The organism is Bradyrhizobium sp. IC3195 (assembly GCF_020193585.1).
Lineage (GTDB): Bacteria > Pseudomonadota > Alphaproteobacteria > Rhizobiales > Xanthobacteraceae > Bradyrhizobium > Bradyrhizobium yuanmingense.
Genome location: NZ_JADYVG010000008.1, coordinates 1 through 15,428, shown reverse-complemented (window position 1 = coordinate 15,428; position 15,428 = coordinate 1). Strand labels below are relative to the sequence as shown.

Sequence of the window (15,428 nt, the reverse complement as noted above, 5' to 3'; positions counted from 1 at the left end):
GACCCGGCGAGGCTCAGCCTTGCTGGGATATTCATTGTGGTTCCTGACCGACTATATTGTGAATGCAAAATGAGCAAGCCTGGCGCCTTCAAGGCGATGCCGGCGCGCCCTCTTGGGGCTCGGTCAGGTGCTCGATCGCTGCCGTCCGTTTGTTGCGCAGATGCTGGAACAGGACGTCGCTGAGCTCGCTCCCGGCGCGGCGGCGCAGCGCATCGAGGATGGCCTCGTGCTCGCGCATGGCTTCCGCCCAGCGCTGCCGCTTGCGGGCGAAATTGGCGGAGTAGCGGACGCGTCGGATCCGGCCGGCGAAATTGACGTAGGCAATCTTCAGCGTATCGTTGCGCGCGGCATCGACGATGCTCTCGTGGATGCGCTGGTTGGCCTGGAAATAGCCGTGCATGTCGCGATGCAGGTAATGGCCGTACATCTCGTAGTGCAGCTGCTCGATCGCCGTGATTTCCGCATCCGTTATGGCTTCGCAGGCGAGGCGCCCCGCCAGGCTTTCCAGGCCCGCCATGACGTCGAACAGTTCTTCGAGGTCGCGCTGGCTGAGCTGGCGCACGCGCGCGCCGCGGTTGGGCAGTAGCTCGATCAGGCCCTCGGCGGCGAGCACCTTGAGCGCCTCGCGCAACGGCGTGCGGGAGATGCCGAGCATCTCGCAGAGTTGCCGCTCGGGAACGCGCGCGCCTTCGGGAATATTGCCTTCGACCACGTAATCGCGCAGCCGCAGCAGGATCTCGCCATGCAGCGAGGCCTCGTGACGGTTTTCCTGGCGATCGCCATTGCCGGGGGACGGGGTGATCGGAACCCCGGTGTCGGGAATCGTGGATTTCATTTGCAGCACAGTAGTTTGCCCGGTTGATCGCGTCGACGCTCGCAATCGAATACCAGATTTCGATTGAAGGGACAAAAAATGAATGCAAAATAGCCGGCAGAGCCGGCCATAACCCGCCGAAAGGGAGCTTTGCATGCCTCAGGGACGCCATTTCCTGCAGATTCCGGGCCCGAGCCCGGTCCCCGAGCGCGTCCTGCGCGCGATGGACATGCCTGTCATCGACCATCGCAGCGCCGAATTCGGCGAGCTCGGCCGCACCGTGCTCGAAGGCAGCCAGCAGATCTTCCAGACCAGGGGGCCGGTGGTGATCTTCCCCTCGTCGGGGACCGGCGCCTGGGAAGCCGCGATCGTCAACACGCTGTCGCCGGGCGACAAGGTGCTGATGGTCGAAACCGGCCACTTCGCCACGATGTGGCGGCAGATGGCCGCCCGCTTCGGCATCGAGGTTGATTTCGTCCCGGGCGACTGGCGCCGCGGCGCCGATCCCACGGTGATCGAGGCCAGGCTCTCCGAAGACGCCGCGCGCACCATCAAGGCGGTGATGGTCGTGCACAACGAGACCTCGACCGGCGCGACCAGCCGCATCGCCGAGATCCGCGCCGCGATCGACCGCGCCTCGCATCCGGCGCTCTTGATGGTCGACACCATCTCCTCGCTCGGCTCGGTCGACTATCGTCACGACGCGTGGAAGGTCGATGTCAGCGTCAGCTGCTCGCAGAAGGGTTTCATGCTGCCGCCCGGTCTCGGCTTCAACGCGATTTCGGACAAGGCCTTGGCTGCGTCCAGAACCAACAAGATGCCGCGCTCCTATTTCGACTGGGAGGAGATGCTCAAGCCCAACGCCAAGGGCTTCTTCCCCTATACGCCCGCGACCAATCTGCTCTACGGCCTGCGCGAGGCGATCGCGATGCTGCTCGAGGAGGGGCTCGACAATGTTTTTGCGCGGCATCAGCGCTTGGCGGCCGCGACGCGGGCCGCGGTCAACCATTGGGGTCTCGAAGTGCTGTGCCAGGAGCCTTCGGAGTTCTCGCCGGTGCTCACGGCCGTGCTGATGCCTCCGGGGCATGATGCCGATCAGTTCCGGAAAGTCGTGCTCGACAATTACAACATGTCGCTCGGCTCGGGCCTGTCGAAGGTCGCCGGCAAGGTTTTCCGCATCGGCCATCTCGGCGAATGCAACGCGCTGACGCTGCTCGGCGCGCTCACCGGCATCGAGATGGGTCTGTCGGTGGCCGGCGTGCCGCACCGCGCCGGCGGCGTGGACGTCGCGATGAAGCTGCTGGAGCAGCGCCCTCAGGGCAATGCCGCGCCGCATCTGAAGATCGTCGGCACGTAAAGGTCGGCCCGCAAAGGTGGTCGCGACGGAGCGGCCGAGGGCAGGCCGGCCCGCTATGCGCGAGGGGCCCTTTGGAGGAGAGGACAAGCCGGTCAAATGGTGCTATTCGGCGCCCACCAAACCAAGGCAAGACCGGGAAGGACGCCGATGACCGTGCATACTGGAAGGCATTTCTTACAGATTCCAGGACCGACCAACGTGCCCGATCGGGTGCTGCGGGCGATGGATATGCCGACTTTGGACCATCGCGGTCCGGAGTTCGCCGAGCTCGGTTTTGCCGTGCTTGCCGCAATGCAGCGCGTATTCCGCACCAAGCAGCCCGTGATCATCTTCCCCTCGTCCGGTACCGGCGCCTGGGAAGCGGCGATGGTCAACGTGTTCGCGCCCGGCGACAAGGTCTTGATGTGCGAGACCGGCCAGTTCGCCGTGCTGTGGCGCGGCATCGCCGACAAGTTCAAGCTCGATGTCGACTTCATCCCGAGCGACTGGCGCCATGGCGCCGATCTTGCCGAGATCGAGAAGCGTCTTGCCGCCGACAAGCAGCACGCCATCAAGGCGGTCTGCGTCGTGCACAACGAGACCTCGACCGGCTGCGTGACGCCGCCGCTGGAGGTGCGCAAGATCCTCGACCGCACCAAACATCCGGCGCTGCTGATGGTCGACACCATCTCCGGCCTCGGCTCGATGGAATATGAGCACGACGCCTGGGGCATCGACGTTTCGGTCGCCGGCTCGCAGAAGGGTCTGATGCTGCCGCCGGGCCTCGGCTTCAACGCGGTCTCGGAGAAGGCGCTCGCGGCCGCCAAGGCCAACCCCGGTATGCGCTCCTACTGGGACTGGCAGGAGGTCATCAGCTTCAACAAGCTCGGCACCTTCCCCTACACGCCCGCAACGAACCTGCTCTACGGCCTGCGCGAGGCGGTGAAGATGCTGGAGGAGGAGGGGCTGGAGAACGTCTGGACCCGCCACAAGCGCCACAGCGCCGCGGCGCGTGCTGCGGTCAAGGTCTGGGGCCTCGAGACGCAATGTGCCGATCCCGCCGCGCATTCGCCGGCGCTGACCGGCGTGCGCGTGCCCGAGGGCTTTGATGCCGACGCCTTCCGCAAGGTCGTGCTGGAAAACTTCGACATGTCGCTCGGCACCGGCCTGAACAAGGTCAAGGGCAAGGTGTTCCGCATCGGCCATATCGGCCATTTCAACGATCTGATGCTGATGGGCACGCTCGCCGGCGTCGAGATGGGCCTCGACCTCGCAAAGATCCCGCATCGGAGCGGCGGCGTATTGGCGGCCATGGACGTCCTGAAGGGACGCGACGTGGTGCCGATGACCAAGGCTCAAGTCGCCTAAGGCTCAGGTTGCCTGAGGGCGGCCTGACTGAACTCTAGTGAAGAAAGTGAGCGCGCGATGAACGCACCGACGACTGCCAACGAAGACCTGCTCTACTCCGTCACGGACGGCATCGCGCGGATCACCTTCAACCGCCCGCAGGCGCGCAACGCCATGACCTTCGCCATGTATGACCGCATGGCGGAGATATGCCAGGAGATCAACGTCGACCGTTCGATCAAGGCGCTGATCCTGACCGGCGCGGGCGACAAGGCGTTCGCCTCCGGCACGGACATCTCGCAATTCCGCGCCTTCAAGACCGCGCAGGATGCGCTCGACTACGAGGCGCGCATCGATCGCGTGCTCGGCACGCTCGAGCAGTGCCGCGTGCCGGTGATCGCGGCGATCGCCGGCGCCTGCACCGGCGGCGGCGCGGGGATCGCGGCCTGCTGCGATCTTCGCATCGGCACCGAGACGACGCGGATGGGCTTTCCGATTGCGCGCACGCTCGGCAACTGCCTGTCGATGTCGAACATCAGCCGCGTCGTCGCGCTGGTAGGTCCCGCCCGCACCAAGGACATGATCTTCAAGGCGCGCCTGGTCGACGCGCCGGAGGCGCTGGCGCTCGGCCTGCTCAACGAGGTCGTGCCTGACGTTGAGACGCTGCAGCGCCGTGCCGACGAGACTGCAAAGCTCGTCGCCAGCCACGCGCCGCTGACGCTGGAAGCGACCAAGGAAGCGGTGCGCCGCATCCGCCGCACGCTCTCGCGCGAGGAAGGCGAGGACCTGATCCTGAAAGCCTATATGAGCGAGGATTTCCGCGAGGGCATGGATGCCTTCCTCAACAAGCGGGCGCCGGTCTGGAAGGGCAAGTAGCGCGCATCTTCAATACCCGCTGCAGCGCCTCCGTATCCAGTCCCACCCAAAGCGCCCCCCGACAGCCGCCGGCAAGCACGATCTCGACAATGCCCGTGCCTGCACGTTGCGCAGGCGTGAATATACCGGTTGTGGGTCACTGGAGATCGTGGCGAGGCGCGGCCAGCGCATTCGAGGTGCGTAGTGGCCTGGCTGAACGGCCTCCAGCTAAGACAGCCGCTTGCAGTGCATCTTCACCTCGGGCCCTCCAAGCACCAATGAAGACCGTCGCCGCTTAGGGGGTGCGGTTGCCTATCTTGCTGTCCCAACAAAATATCCGTCTGCGTCACCGTCCTTAGTGAATCTGGGACAGACGCAAAAGCCGCCCGGTGAGCTGCGAGTTGGACACATGACCTCTGGTGTTTCCGGCGGTAGTTCGGAGGCCTTCACAACGCATTGCGGTCTAGGTTTTGGATCCTGCGGCACGCCCTTGGCGAACACGGTTGTACCAATGCTGGCTAGCAGGAACACCAGGACACCTTGAAGGAAGCACATGCGTACAACTCCTCGAACGATTGCCGAAGATGCTGGGCGACATCCGTCAACGAGTGACCTGAGAACCGTAAGCCAATTGCATGCCATGGTGCATGCGCTCTAAATCACCGCCGCAATGCAGCATGGCTGGCGTCCCATCAGGACCAGCGCAAACGGTTTTCGCTTATGAACCGATCTGCTTTGGTCGTTTGTTGTGCTCGCAATCGAGTTGAGCGGTTCTCCAACAGGATCAAGCAATGTCTTTGACCAGGCAAATCCTCGTCCTAGATTGATGCTGTAGAGCCGGAATATGTGGCGGAGATTCATTCCTCGCGCCCGACAACCATCCCGGCCCGTCTACGTCTCGCGACTTTCTTGGTAACCGGTAGCTTCATCTATGAGGCGCATAGTGCATGAGCGTTGAAGCCGCTCGGCGATAATTCCGGCGCGGTGAGCAACGTTGCGCTGAACGGCCTTTAGGACTCCGGCTCGTTGGGCGCGCGCAAAGACATCGCAGACCTCCGGCAGGAAGTTCGCCGCGTACCCGAATGCCTTAAAGCCCTGCTTGGTACGAAATTCGATCTGGTTAGCCATCATAACCAACTCTTCGCCGATAAAGGGCTTTAGGTTCTGCACTGTCAAAAAAGCAGGGAGATTGGCGCCGCTCCTGTAATACTGACGTCCCTTGGGGGGGCGAATGCGACCTAGGCCCACCATGAAGCCACTCTGAGTCACTAGGCGCTGTCCGTCATCGAGAACGGCAACCTCAATCTCGATGCCTCCAAACCGGATGACGCCTTCATGCGTCGCCCGCGGCAAGTGTCTCGCCCAACGGGCCTTGGCGGCCTTCCGCGCAATTTCGCGTCGCTCGTCACCGGATAGCGCGGCTGCTCTGGCTGTGCCGCCAGCGGCTCGGGCGGGAACTCCCCACTTCACTTTCCACCGCGTTCTCTTCCGCTCGTGGCCGTGGTTCAAACTCAGTTTTCTACCGGTACTCATATTTTCAGGGATATGGTTGGAAAACGAAATTGCAAGCGCGGACGAAGCAGAATGCCTGTTAGGAGCCGTGCTTGCGGCTGGTAATGTTACCCTTCGAGCAGACCCGGGTCATTCAAAACGTCCTTAACACGTGCGGGTGAAGAGCTGTGCCAGACCGCTGTGCAGAATGCCTTGAGGATCACGTCTCTGCATTGAATTTGTGGAACCGGCCGAAACGTCGCGGCGAGAGCTTGAGCCACACTGAGTGCGCGGTAGACATCCCGCTCCTGATAGAGCTTCAGACCAAGCAGGCTTCCCAACAATCCACCCCAGAAGCTGTGTTTGTGAGAGCGTACCAAGACGCCCCTGCTGCCAACAGAGACCCAACAGGCGTCCCCGCTGTCCAGGATGATCGTTGCGTCATGGCCAAATTTCTCATTGATGTAGAGGAGGCGCGGCATCACTTCAGCACTTCAAGTACATTTCGCAAACTCAGAAAGGCCGGACGGCTGAGGGCCCAAGATCTTTAGGCCCAAGAAGATCATTGATCTACCTTCGCCTCCGATAGGACCAGCTCCCTTGCAGCTCGTATAGCGCGTGACTTGTCTTATTCCAAAGTCATAGCCGGGATGATGCGGGATGGCTTGAACTCGGCCGGATTCGCCAGCACAATGGGCCGAGTTCATCGCTGAATTTCCAATGTAAACAAGAAGATAGGGAAGACGCACGTGGGACATGGAATGAAGGCCGCAATCGCGCTTGCAACCGCGCTTTGTGGCGCGCCGGCTGTTGCGGGCTGGGAGCCGACGAAACCGGTGGAGATCGTAGTGGCGGCGGGCGCGGGTGGCGCCTCCGACCAGATGGCCCGGATGATGCAGGCCGCGATCCAGAAGAACAATCTGATGAAGCAGCCGATGGTGGTCTCGCTCAAGGGCGGCGCCTCCGGCGCGGAAGCACTGATGTACATGAAGTCCAGCGAGGGCGATCCCAACAAGGTGCTGATCGCCTATTCGCTGATCTACATGCTGCCGCTGTCGGCGAAGATCCCGTTCAACTGGCGCGAGCTGACGCCGGTCTCCGTGGTGGCGCTCGACCAGTTCGTGCTGTGGGACAACAGCGCGGGCCCCAAGACGTTGAAGGACTTCGTCGCGGCCGCCAAGGCTGCGAGCGCGCCGTTCAAGATGGGCGGCACCGGCTCCAAGCGCGAGGACCACGTGCTCACCGTGTTCCTGGAGCAGAAGACCGGCGCGAAATTCTCCTATCTGCCCTACAAATCCGGCGGCGAGGCCGCCACTCAGCTGGTCGGCAACCACACCGAAGCCAACGTCAACAACCCATCCGAAAATCTCGAGGTCTGGCGCGCCGGCCAAGTGCGTCCGCTCTGCGTGTTCGACAGGGAGCGCATTGCCTACACGACCAAGGTGACCGACACCCAGTCCTGGGCCGACATCCCGACCTGCAAGGAGGAGGGCGTCGACGTGCAATATCTGATGCTGCGCGCGATGTTCCTGCCCGGCAAGGTCACGCCGGAGCAGCAGGCGTTCTACGTCGATCTGTTCCACAAGGTGACGCAGACCGCGGAGTACAAGGACTACATGGAGAAGCAGGCCTTGAAGCCGATCTTCCTCTCCGGCAAGGACATGGTGCAGTTCCTCGAAGAGGACGATGCGCTGAACAAGCAGCTGATGACGGAAGCCGGCTTCGTAGCGAAGTAGCTCTCTTCCCTCTCGCCCTGTTCTTACGGGGAGAGGGCAGGGTGAGGGGCTCTCTCGACGAGTTGAGCTCGTGGAGAGAGCATCTCACCCGGCGCTTTGCCGTAGCCAGAGCTTCGCTTCGGCGTTCTAGAGAACGGCCGCGGATCCGGCCTCTGCCTCTCCCCGTCAGCACGGGAAGAGATGCACAATCCCCAGCCTCGCATCTGAGCCCATGTCCCAAACCGATATCGAAATCGTCGTCGAGGATCCTACCGCGCCCGAAGACGATTCCCCCTCCGTCGTCTCTTCCGGCACGATCGAGATCGTCGTCTGCCTGCTGCTGCTCGCGCTCGCGGTCACGCTCGGCTACGACAATTGGCGCACCGGCGCGTCCTGGGATGCGACCGGGCCGGAGCCCGGCTATTTCCCGTTCTATCTGTGCGTCATTCTCGCCGGCGGCAGCCTCTACGGTCTGATGGCCGCGCTGCTGGCGCGGCGCGTCTCGCCCGCAACCTTCGTCACGCGCGCGCAAGGCCGCCGCGTGCTCGCGGTGTTCGTGCCGACGCTGCTGTTCTGCCTGGCGACGCAGTTCCTCGGCCTCTATGTCGCGAGCTTTCTCCTGATCGCGGGCTTCATGCGCCTCGTCGGCCGGATCGCGCTGTGGAAGTCGCTGCTCACCGCGTTTGCGTTCACGGCCATCATGTTCGTCACCTTCGACCTCGCCTTCGACGTCATCATGCCGAAGGGGCCGCTCGAAGCGGCCCTCGGCCGCTAAGCGGAGCCGCGCGCGATGGAAGCTCTCGGTCTCCTGCTCCACGGCTTTGTCGTCCTGCTGACGTGGAAGACGCTCGTGCTGATGATGGTCGGGCTGGTGCTCGGCATCTTCGTCGGCGTGCTGCCCGGGCTCGGCGGTCCCAACGGCGTTGCGATCCTGTTGCCGCTGACCTTCACGATGGACCCGACCTCGGCCATCGTGATGCTGTCCTGCATCTATTGGGGCGCGTTGTTCGGCGGTGCCATCACCTCGATCCTGTTCAACATCCCGGGCGAAGCCTGGTCGGTCGCGACCACTTTCGACGGCTATCCGATGGCGCAGCAGGGCAGGGCGGCGGAGGCGCTGACTGCGGCGTTCACCTCTTCCTTCGTCGGCTCGCTGGTCGCGGTGCTCCTGATCACCTTCCTCGCGCCGATGATCTCGTCCTTTGCGCTGAAGTTCGGCCCGCCCGAGTTCTTTGCGGTGTATCTCCTCACCTTCTGCTCCTTCGTCGGCCTCGGGCGCGAAGCCAAGCACAAGACCGTCATCTCGATGTCGCTGGGCCTGCTGCTAGCCGGCATCGGCATGGATACGGTGTCCGGCAGTCTGCGCATGACCTTCGGCTCGCCGGAGCTCTTGCGCGGCATCAACTTCCTGGTGGCCGTCATCGGCCTGTTCGGCATCAGCGAGATCCTGCTGACGATGGAGGAGCGCCTTGCGCTGCGCGGGCATGCGGCTAGCATCTCGCTGCGCGTCGTGCTCGGCGTCTGGAAGGATCTGCCGAAATACTGGGTGACGCTGCTGCGCTCCTCTTTCATCGGTTGCTGGCTCGGCATCACCCCTGGCGGTGCGATCGCGGCCTCCTTCATGGGCTACAATCTGGCAAAGCGCTTCGCCAAGGAGCCCGAGGGCTTCGGCACGGGCCGCATCGAAGGCGTGTTCGCGCCGGAGACGGCGGCGCATGCCTCCGGCACCTCGGCGCTGCTGCCGATGCTGGCGCTCGGCATTCCCGGCTCGGGCACGGCCGCGATTCTGCTCGGCGGGCTGATGGTGTGGGGTCTCAATCCGGGGCCGCTGCTGTTCGTCGAGCACAAGGATTTCGTCTGGGGCCTGATCGCCTCGATGTATCTCGGCAACGTCGTCGGCCTCGTGCTGGTGCTGACGACGGTGCCGATCTTCGCCTCGATCCTGCGCGTGCCGTTCGCGGCGGTGGCGCCGATGATCGTGGTGTCCTGCGCGATCGGCGCCTATGCCATCCAGAACGCGATGTTCGACATCTGGCTGATGCTGGGCTTCGGCGTGGTCGGTTACGTCTTCAAGAAGATCGGCATTCCGCTGGCGCCGTTCACCCTGGCGCTCGTGCTCGGCAACCGTGCCGAGGATGCCTTCCGCCTGTCGATGATCGGCTCCGGCGGCACCCTGAAGGTGTTCTGGTCGAACGGCCTGGTCGGCTCGATCACGACCCTGGCGATTCTGCTGCTGTTCTGGCCGGTGATCGACAATCTCCTCGCCCGTGTCGGGTTGACGCATGGGACCAGGGCGACATCGCCTTAGGATGGTGGAGAAATTTTCTATGAAATCAATAGCTTATGTCGAAGGTAGCTTTCTAGTCGGGATGCCAGCGCGACCTCCGATTGTTTCCGAATGTTGCCGCGGCGGCACAGCTCTTGGGTGAGGATGCGCGTATATTTCGATCACAAGATCGTGCAAGGGGGAATTCTCCATGAAGCGGATAGTGATTGGAATGGCGGCTGCGATGTCGCTGTTTGCCACGGGCGCGCTGGCCGCCGATCTCGCGGCAAAGCCGTATGTCAAGGCGCCTATGGTCGATCCGGTCTGGAGCTGGACGGGCTTCTATGTCGGCGCCAACGGCGGCTACAGCTGGGGCCGTTCGCGCACCGACGTCACCTACACCAACACGGCGACCGGTGCGGTGATCGTGCCGCCGGCCGGATCCGTCACCAGCGCCTCGTTCGACATGAACGGTGCCGTCGCCGGTGGCCAGGCCGGCTACAACTGGCAGAGCACGAATTGGGTGTTTGGCATCGAGGGCGACCTGAATTGGTCGGACGAGAAGGGCCGCGCCGGCTTCAACTGCGCCCCCACCAGCATTGCAGGCGGCGCCTGTCTTCCGGGCCTGACCTTTCTGCCCCCCGGCGCTGCTGTCGGCACCACTCTGACGCTCGACCAGCATCTGCAATGGTTCGGCACGGTGCGCGGCCGCGTCGGCTTTCTGGCGACACCGAAAGTGCTGTTCTATGGCACCGGCGGCGTGGCCTTCGGCGAGATCAAGACCACGGGCACCATCTCCGGCTTCACGCCGGCTGGTGTCGCGGTCGCCTCGACCAGCTCTTCGTCGGATACCCGCGTCGGCTGGACCGTGGGTGCGGGTGTGGAAGGCAAGATCACTCAGAACTGGAGCGCCAAGCTCGAATATCTCTATGTGGATCTCGGCCGGTTCTCGTCAGGTCCGTTCTCGCTGGCGCCGTTGCCCACGATTGCGGCCAGTGCTTCCTCCCGCTTCACCGACCACATCCTGCGCGCCGGCATCAACTATCAATTTGGTGGCCCGGTGGTCGCGAAGTACTAAGCGAAGTACTGAGATCAAGAAGGCGTCAATAAGAAGCAAAGCCCGGCTCGCGCCGGGCTTTGTCGTTGCAGACGGGGCGCGCGAGATTCACACCACCTTCGCGTCTCTGAGCCCTGCGATCTCGTCCGCGCCGAAGCCGAACTCCTTCAGCACTTCGTCGGTCTGCTCGCCGAATTCCGGCGGCCGCGCCACCATCCTGCTCGGCGTGCGCGACAGCGTCACGGGCTGGCCGACCAGGCGGATATCCCGGCCTTCATCGTTCGGCACGTCCTGCGCAATGCCGAGATGCCTGACCTGCGCGTCCTCGAACATCTGGTCGATGGCGTAGATCGGCCCGCAGGGCACGCCGGCCTCGTTGAGCTCGCGGACCCAGGTCTCGGTCGACTTCGTCACGGTGCGCTTCTCGATCTCGGCGTTGAGCGCATCGCGATTCTTCGAGCGGGCGGGAGCCGTCGCATAGTCGGGATGAGTGTAGAGCTCCGGCGCGCCGATCGCCTGCGCACAGCGCTCCCAGATCCGCCCGCCCGTGGTGGCGATGTTGATGTAGCCGTCGGAGGTCTTGAACACGCCGGTCGGAATGCTGGTCGGATGGTTGTTGCCGGCCTGCTTGGCGACCTCCTTCTCCATCAGCCAGCGCGCGGCCTGGAAGTCGAGCATGAAGATCTGGGCCTGCAGCAGCGAGGTCTGCACCCACTGGCCCTTGCCCGAGACCTCGCGCTCGAGCAGGGCGGTGAGGATGCCCATCGCGCAAAACAGACCGGCACTGAGGTCGGCGACGGGGATGCCGACCCGCATCGGGCCTTCGCCCGGCGCGCCGGTGATCGACATCAGCCCGCCCATGCCTTGCGCGATCTGATCGAAGCCCGGCCGCTTGTGGTAGGGGCCGTCCTGGCCGAAGCCGGAGATGCTGCCATAGACGATGCGCGGGTTGATCGCGGCGAGGCTGTCGTAGTCGATGCCGAGCTTCTTCTTCACGTCGGGCCGGAAATTCTCGACCACGACGTCGGCCTTGACGGCGAGGCGCTTGAACACCGCGAGCCCGCGCTCGTCCTTCAGGTTCAGCGTCATTGCCCGCTTGTTGCGGTGCAAATTCTGAAAGTCGGAACCGCGCCGCGGCCCGCCCGGCTGCTCGCCGCCGGCATCCTCGGTCAGCGCGTCGATCTTGACGACGTTGGCGCCCCAGTCGGCGAGCTGCCGCACGCAGGTCGGCCCGGAGCGGACACGGGTCAGATCGAGCACGGTGAAGCGCGACAGGGCTTCCGAGGCATGCGGGAAGGGCATCGTGAAAGGCTCCGGGACAGATTGGGCGCCTACCATAGTGCCCAGAGATCACGCGACAAGCCGGGCCGGCGCCGATGCCGCCTGCTGAAATGCCTTGCCTGAGGCGCTGTCTGCGAGATCAGCGCGACAGGCGCTTCAATTCGGCCCGCGCCTGCGCGGCAAGGGGATCATCGCCATGGCGCGCAATGAAGAGTTCAAGGGCCTCCCGCGTTCCCTTCCGGCGGGCAGCTTCATATTCCTCTGCCACCGCAGCGGCAGGATCTCGCGCCATCGGCATGGAGGGCGCGCGCCCTGCCTTGCTGCTGTCGTCTGCCTTGGCCTTCTCCACCATCACGGGCAGTCCTCCGAGAGGTTGATGGGACAGTCCAGCAAGCGCAATCAAGGCGCCAAACAGGCTGGCCGGGAGTGTGCGTCGTTTCATGAAACCCTGCAAATCACGGTGTTCCGGGAACGAAACTCTATGCTGCCGTTCCGTATGACTACGGGATTTAATGGCTAACACGGCCTTATGGGAGCAGCGCAAACGCCGCTGCCCCATTTAAACCAAACGTTTAACTCTCTAGCTAGAATCATGTGCCCCCGCGGCGAATCACACGACGCGTTGTTTGGAGAGTCCATTGGCCACCGCCGTTTATGTCAGTGCCACCAACAATGCCGAGATTGACGGCCTGCTGTCCGGCGTCAAATGGTCGGGCACGATCACCTACAGCTTTCCTGACGCGCCGAGCGACTATTCGAATCCTTATTCCGGCGGCAGCGGCGAGCCAACCACCTCGGGCTTTGCCTCGGTGCCCACGCAGATCCAGGCGGCGATCAACTACGCCGTTGGATTGATCCTGAGCTACACCAACGCCAACATCCAATATGCGGGCACGAACGGCGCCGACCTCATGATTGCGCAGTCGCCGGCCGCCAATCCGACTGCCTACGCCTACTATCCCGGCAATTATGCGCCCGGCGGCGACATCTGGTTCGGGACTCAATACAATTTCTCGCTGGCCAAGCTCGGCAATTACTACTTCACCACCGCGCTGCACGAGCTCGGCCATGCCCTCGGCCTCAAGCACAGCCAGGAGGCCGGCGGCCCCGGCAACGTCGCGGTGCCCACCGCGCATGACAGCAGCGAATACACCGTCATGAGCTATCGAAGCTATGCCGGCGCGTCGACCACGGGCGGCTATACCAACGAAGCGTACGGATATTCGCAGACCTACATGGCGAACGACATCCTCGCGCTTCAGACCATGTACGGCGCGGACTACACGACCCAGAGCAGCAGCACCGTCTACACCTGGAATCCGACCACAGGGCAGCTCTTCATCAACGGCGTCGGCCAGCTCGCACCGGGCGGAGGCGCCGGCGGCTCGGCCAACCGCATCTACGAGACGGTCTGGGATGGCGGCGGCATCGATACCTACGACCTGTCGAACTACACGACAAACCTGAGCGTCAACCTCAATCCCGGTGCCTCGTCGGTGTTCTCCTCCGTGCAGTTGGCCTATCTCGGCGCCGGCCACTACGCATCGGGCAACGTCTACAACGCCTATCTCTACAATGGCGACGCGCGCTCCTACATCGACAACGCCACCGGCGGGTCCGGCAACGACACGATCGTCGGCAACGCCATCGCCAACACGCTGAACGGCGCCGGCGGCAACGACACGATCACCGGCGGTGCGGGCAACGACACCATCAACGGCGGCGCCGGCACCGACACCGTCGTGTTTTCGGGCAGCAAGGCGAGCTACATTATTTCATACAACGCGAGCGCCCAGACCTTCGCCATAGCCGATCAGCGCTCCGGCTCGCCTGACGGTACCGAGACCGTGACCGGTGTCGAATATTTTCAGTTCGCGGATGGCACGATAGCAAGCGTCAGCGTGATCAATCTTGCGGTCGAGGCGGTCGGGTCGACTAGTCTGGTGCAGACGGGAGATAATTTCTATCTCAAGGCCATCAGCACGGGCAGCGGACCTGTCCTGAAGATCTCCGGATCGCCGGTCAGCGCCACCGTGTATGGGACTTGGGCACCCATCGCAGCCGAGCAGACCGGCGGCGGATACGTCGTGGCCTGGAGGGACTCGGTGACAGGTCACTACACGGTCTGGAGCACGGACAGCAACGGCAACTATACCGGCAATATCGTTCCCGAGGTCACGGGCACGAACGCATCACTTCGATCGCTCGAGACCACCTTCCAACAGGATCTCAATGGCGATGGGACCATCGGTATTCCCAACGTCACGATTGAGGCACAGGGCTCCATCAAGCTGGTGCAGACCGGAGACAACTTCTATCTCGAGGCCATCAGCACGGGCAGCGGGCCCGTCCTGAAGATCTCCGGCTCGCCGGTCAGCGCCGCCGTGTATGGGACTTGGGCACCCATCGCAGCCGAGCAGACCGGCGGCGGATACGACGTGGCCTGGAGGGACTCGGTGACAGGTCACTACACGGTCTGGAGCACGGACAGCAACGGCAACTACACGGGTAATATCGTTCCCGAGGTGACGGGGACGAATGCATCACTTCGATCGATCGAGACCATCTTCCAACAGGATCTCAATGGCGATGGGATCATAGGTATTCCCAACGCCACGATTGAGGCACAGGGCTCCGCCAAGCTGGTGCAGATCGGAGACAACTTCTATCTCGAGGCCATCAGCACGGGCAGCGGGCCTGTCCTGAAGATCTCGGGATCGCCGGTGAGTGCCGCTGTGTATGGGACCTGGGCGCCCATCGCAGCCGAGCAGACCGGCGGCGGATACGTCGTGGCCTGGAGGGACTCGGTGACAGGTCACTACACGGTCTGGAGCACGGACAGCAACGGCAACTATACCGGCAATATCGTTCCCGAGGTGACGGGGACGAACGCATCACTTCGATCGCTCGAGACCACCTTCCTACAGGATCTCAATGGCGATGGGACCATCGGTATTCCCAACGTCACGATTGAGGCACAGGGCTCCACCAAGCTGGTGCAGACCGGAGACAACTTCTATCTCGAGGCCATCAGCACGGGCAGCGGGCCCGTCCTGAAGATCTCCGGCTCGCCGGTCAGCGCCGCCGTGTATGGGACCTGGGCACCCATCGCAGCCGAGCAGACCGGCGGCGGATACGACGTGGCCTGGAGGGACTCGGTGACAGGTCACTACACGGTCTGGAGCACGGACAGCAACGGCAACTATACCGGCAATATCGTTCCCGAGGTGACGGGGACGAATGCATCACTTCGATCCCTCGAAACC

13 protein-coding genes are annotated in these 15,428 nt (G+C 63.3%); 8 read left to right on the top strand and 5 right to left on the bottom strand.

Features of this window, described 5'->3' with window-relative positions; genetic code table 11:
* Positions 1–88: 88 nt before the first annotated feature.
* Positions 89–835 carry a GntR family transcriptional regulator gene (locus I6F09_RS17355; protein ID WP_225188611.1) on the bottom strand — a complete coding sequence of 249 codons (747 nt, stop codon included), beginning with the start codon at positions 833–835 and terminating at the stop codon, positions 89–91.
* 133 nt (positions 836–968) lie between these two features.
* Here I6F09_RS17355 and I6F09_RS17350 point away from each other — a divergent pair, with 133 nt between their 5' ends.
* From I6F09_RS17350 to I6F09_RS17340, 3 genes are all read left to right on the top strand, one after another.
* The gene (locus I6F09_RS17350; RefSeq protein WP_225188610.1) at positions 969–2,171 is read left to right on the top strand and encodes an alanine--glyoxylate aminotransferase family protein; all 1,203 of its coding nucleotides are present in this window, start codon (positions 969–971) and stop codon (positions 2,169–2,171) included.
* Positions 2,172–2,318: 147 nt separating this feature from the next.
* Positions 2,319–3,518, top strand: a complete 1,200-nt coding sequence (locus I6F09_RS17345; protein ID WP_225188609.1) for an aminotransferase class V-fold PLP-dependent enzyme — start codon at positions 2,319–2,321, stop codon at positions 3,516–3,518.
* 57 nt (positions 3,519–3,575) lie between these two features.
* The gene (locus I6F09_RS17340; protein ID WP_225152437.1) at positions 3,576–4,373 is read left to right on the top strand and encodes an enoyl-CoA hydratase/isomerase family protein; all 798 of its coding nucleotides are present in this window, start codon (positions 3,576–3,578) and stop codon (positions 4,371–4,373) included.
* 870 nt (positions 4,374–5,243) lie between these two features.
* Here the strand turns inward: I6F09_RS17340 and I6F09_RS17335 are convergent.
* Both I6F09_RS17335 and I6F09_RS17330 read right to left on the bottom strand, forming a co-directional pair.
* Positions 5,244–5,705 carry a hypothetical protein gene (locus tag I6F09_RS17335; RefSeq protein WP_225130432.1) on the bottom strand — a complete coding sequence of 154 codons (462 nt, stop codon included), beginning with the start codon at positions 5,703–5,705 and terminating at the stop codon, positions 5,244–5,246.
* Positions 5,706–5,971: 266 nt separating this feature from the next.
* Positions 5,972–6,325: a hypothetical protein gene (locus tag I6F09_RS17330; protein ID WP_109143036.1), complete on the bottom strand. Its 354-nt coding sequence runs from the start codon at positions 6,323–6,325 to the stop codon at positions 5,972–5,974.
* Between the two features lie 279 nt (positions 6,326–6,604).
* Between I6F09_RS17330 and I6F09_RS17325 the strand changes: the two genes are divergently transcribed.
* The 4 genes from I6F09_RS17325 to I6F09_RS17310 all read left to right on the top strand — a co-directional run bounded on the left by I6F09_RS17325 (position 6,605) and on the right by I6F09_RS17310 (position 10,902).
* Positions 6,605–7,579 (top strand): tripartite tricarboxylate transporter substrate-binding protein, encoded by a 975-nt coding sequence (locus I6F09_RS17325; protein WP_192893135.1) that lies wholly within the window; start codon positions 6,605–6,607, stop codon positions 7,577–7,579.
* 211 nt (positions 7,580–7,790) lie between these two features.
* Entirely contained in the window at positions 7,791–8,333 is a 543-nt protein-coding gene (locus I6F09_RS17320; RefSeq protein WP_225188608.1) for a tripartite tricarboxylate transporter TctB family protein, read from the top strand.
* A 15-nt stretch (positions 8,334–8,348) separates the two neighbouring features.
* Positions 8,349–9,866: a tripartite tricarboxylate transporter permease gene (locus tag I6F09_RS17315; protein WP_225188607.1), complete on the top strand. Its 1,518-nt coding sequence runs from the start codon at positions 8,349–8,351 to the stop codon at positions 9,864–9,866.
* Between the two features lie 169 nt (positions 9,867–10,035).
* Positions 10,036–10,902 (top strand): outer membrane protein, encoded by an 867-nt coding sequence (locus tag I6F09_RS17310; protein WP_036007452.1) that lies wholly within the window; start codon positions 10,036–10,038, stop codon positions 10,900–10,902.
* A gap of 87 nt (positions 10,903–10,989) precedes the next feature.
* Here the strand turns inward: I6F09_RS17310 and I6F09_RS17305 are convergent, their stop codons facing one another.
* Positions 10,990–12,183, bottom strand: coding sequence for a CoA transferase (locus tag I6F09_RS17305; protein WP_036032141.1), 1,194 nt, complete (start codon positions 12,181–12,183; stop codon positions 10,990–10,992).
* Positions 12,184–12,301: 118 nt separating this feature from the next.
* Positions 12,302–12,604, bottom strand: a complete 303-nt coding sequence (locus I6F09_RS17300) for a hypothetical protein (RefSeq protein WP_225185647.1) — start codon at positions 12,602–12,604, stop codon at positions 12,302–12,304.
* Between the two features lie 196 nt (positions 12,605–12,800).
* On the opposite strand from I6F09_RS17300, the gene I6F09_RS17295 reads away from it, so the two are divergent.
* Positions 12,801–15,428: matrixin family metalloprotease (locus I6F09_RS17295; protein WP_225188606.1), on the top strand; the 2,628-nt coding region annotated here is incomplete at its 3' end.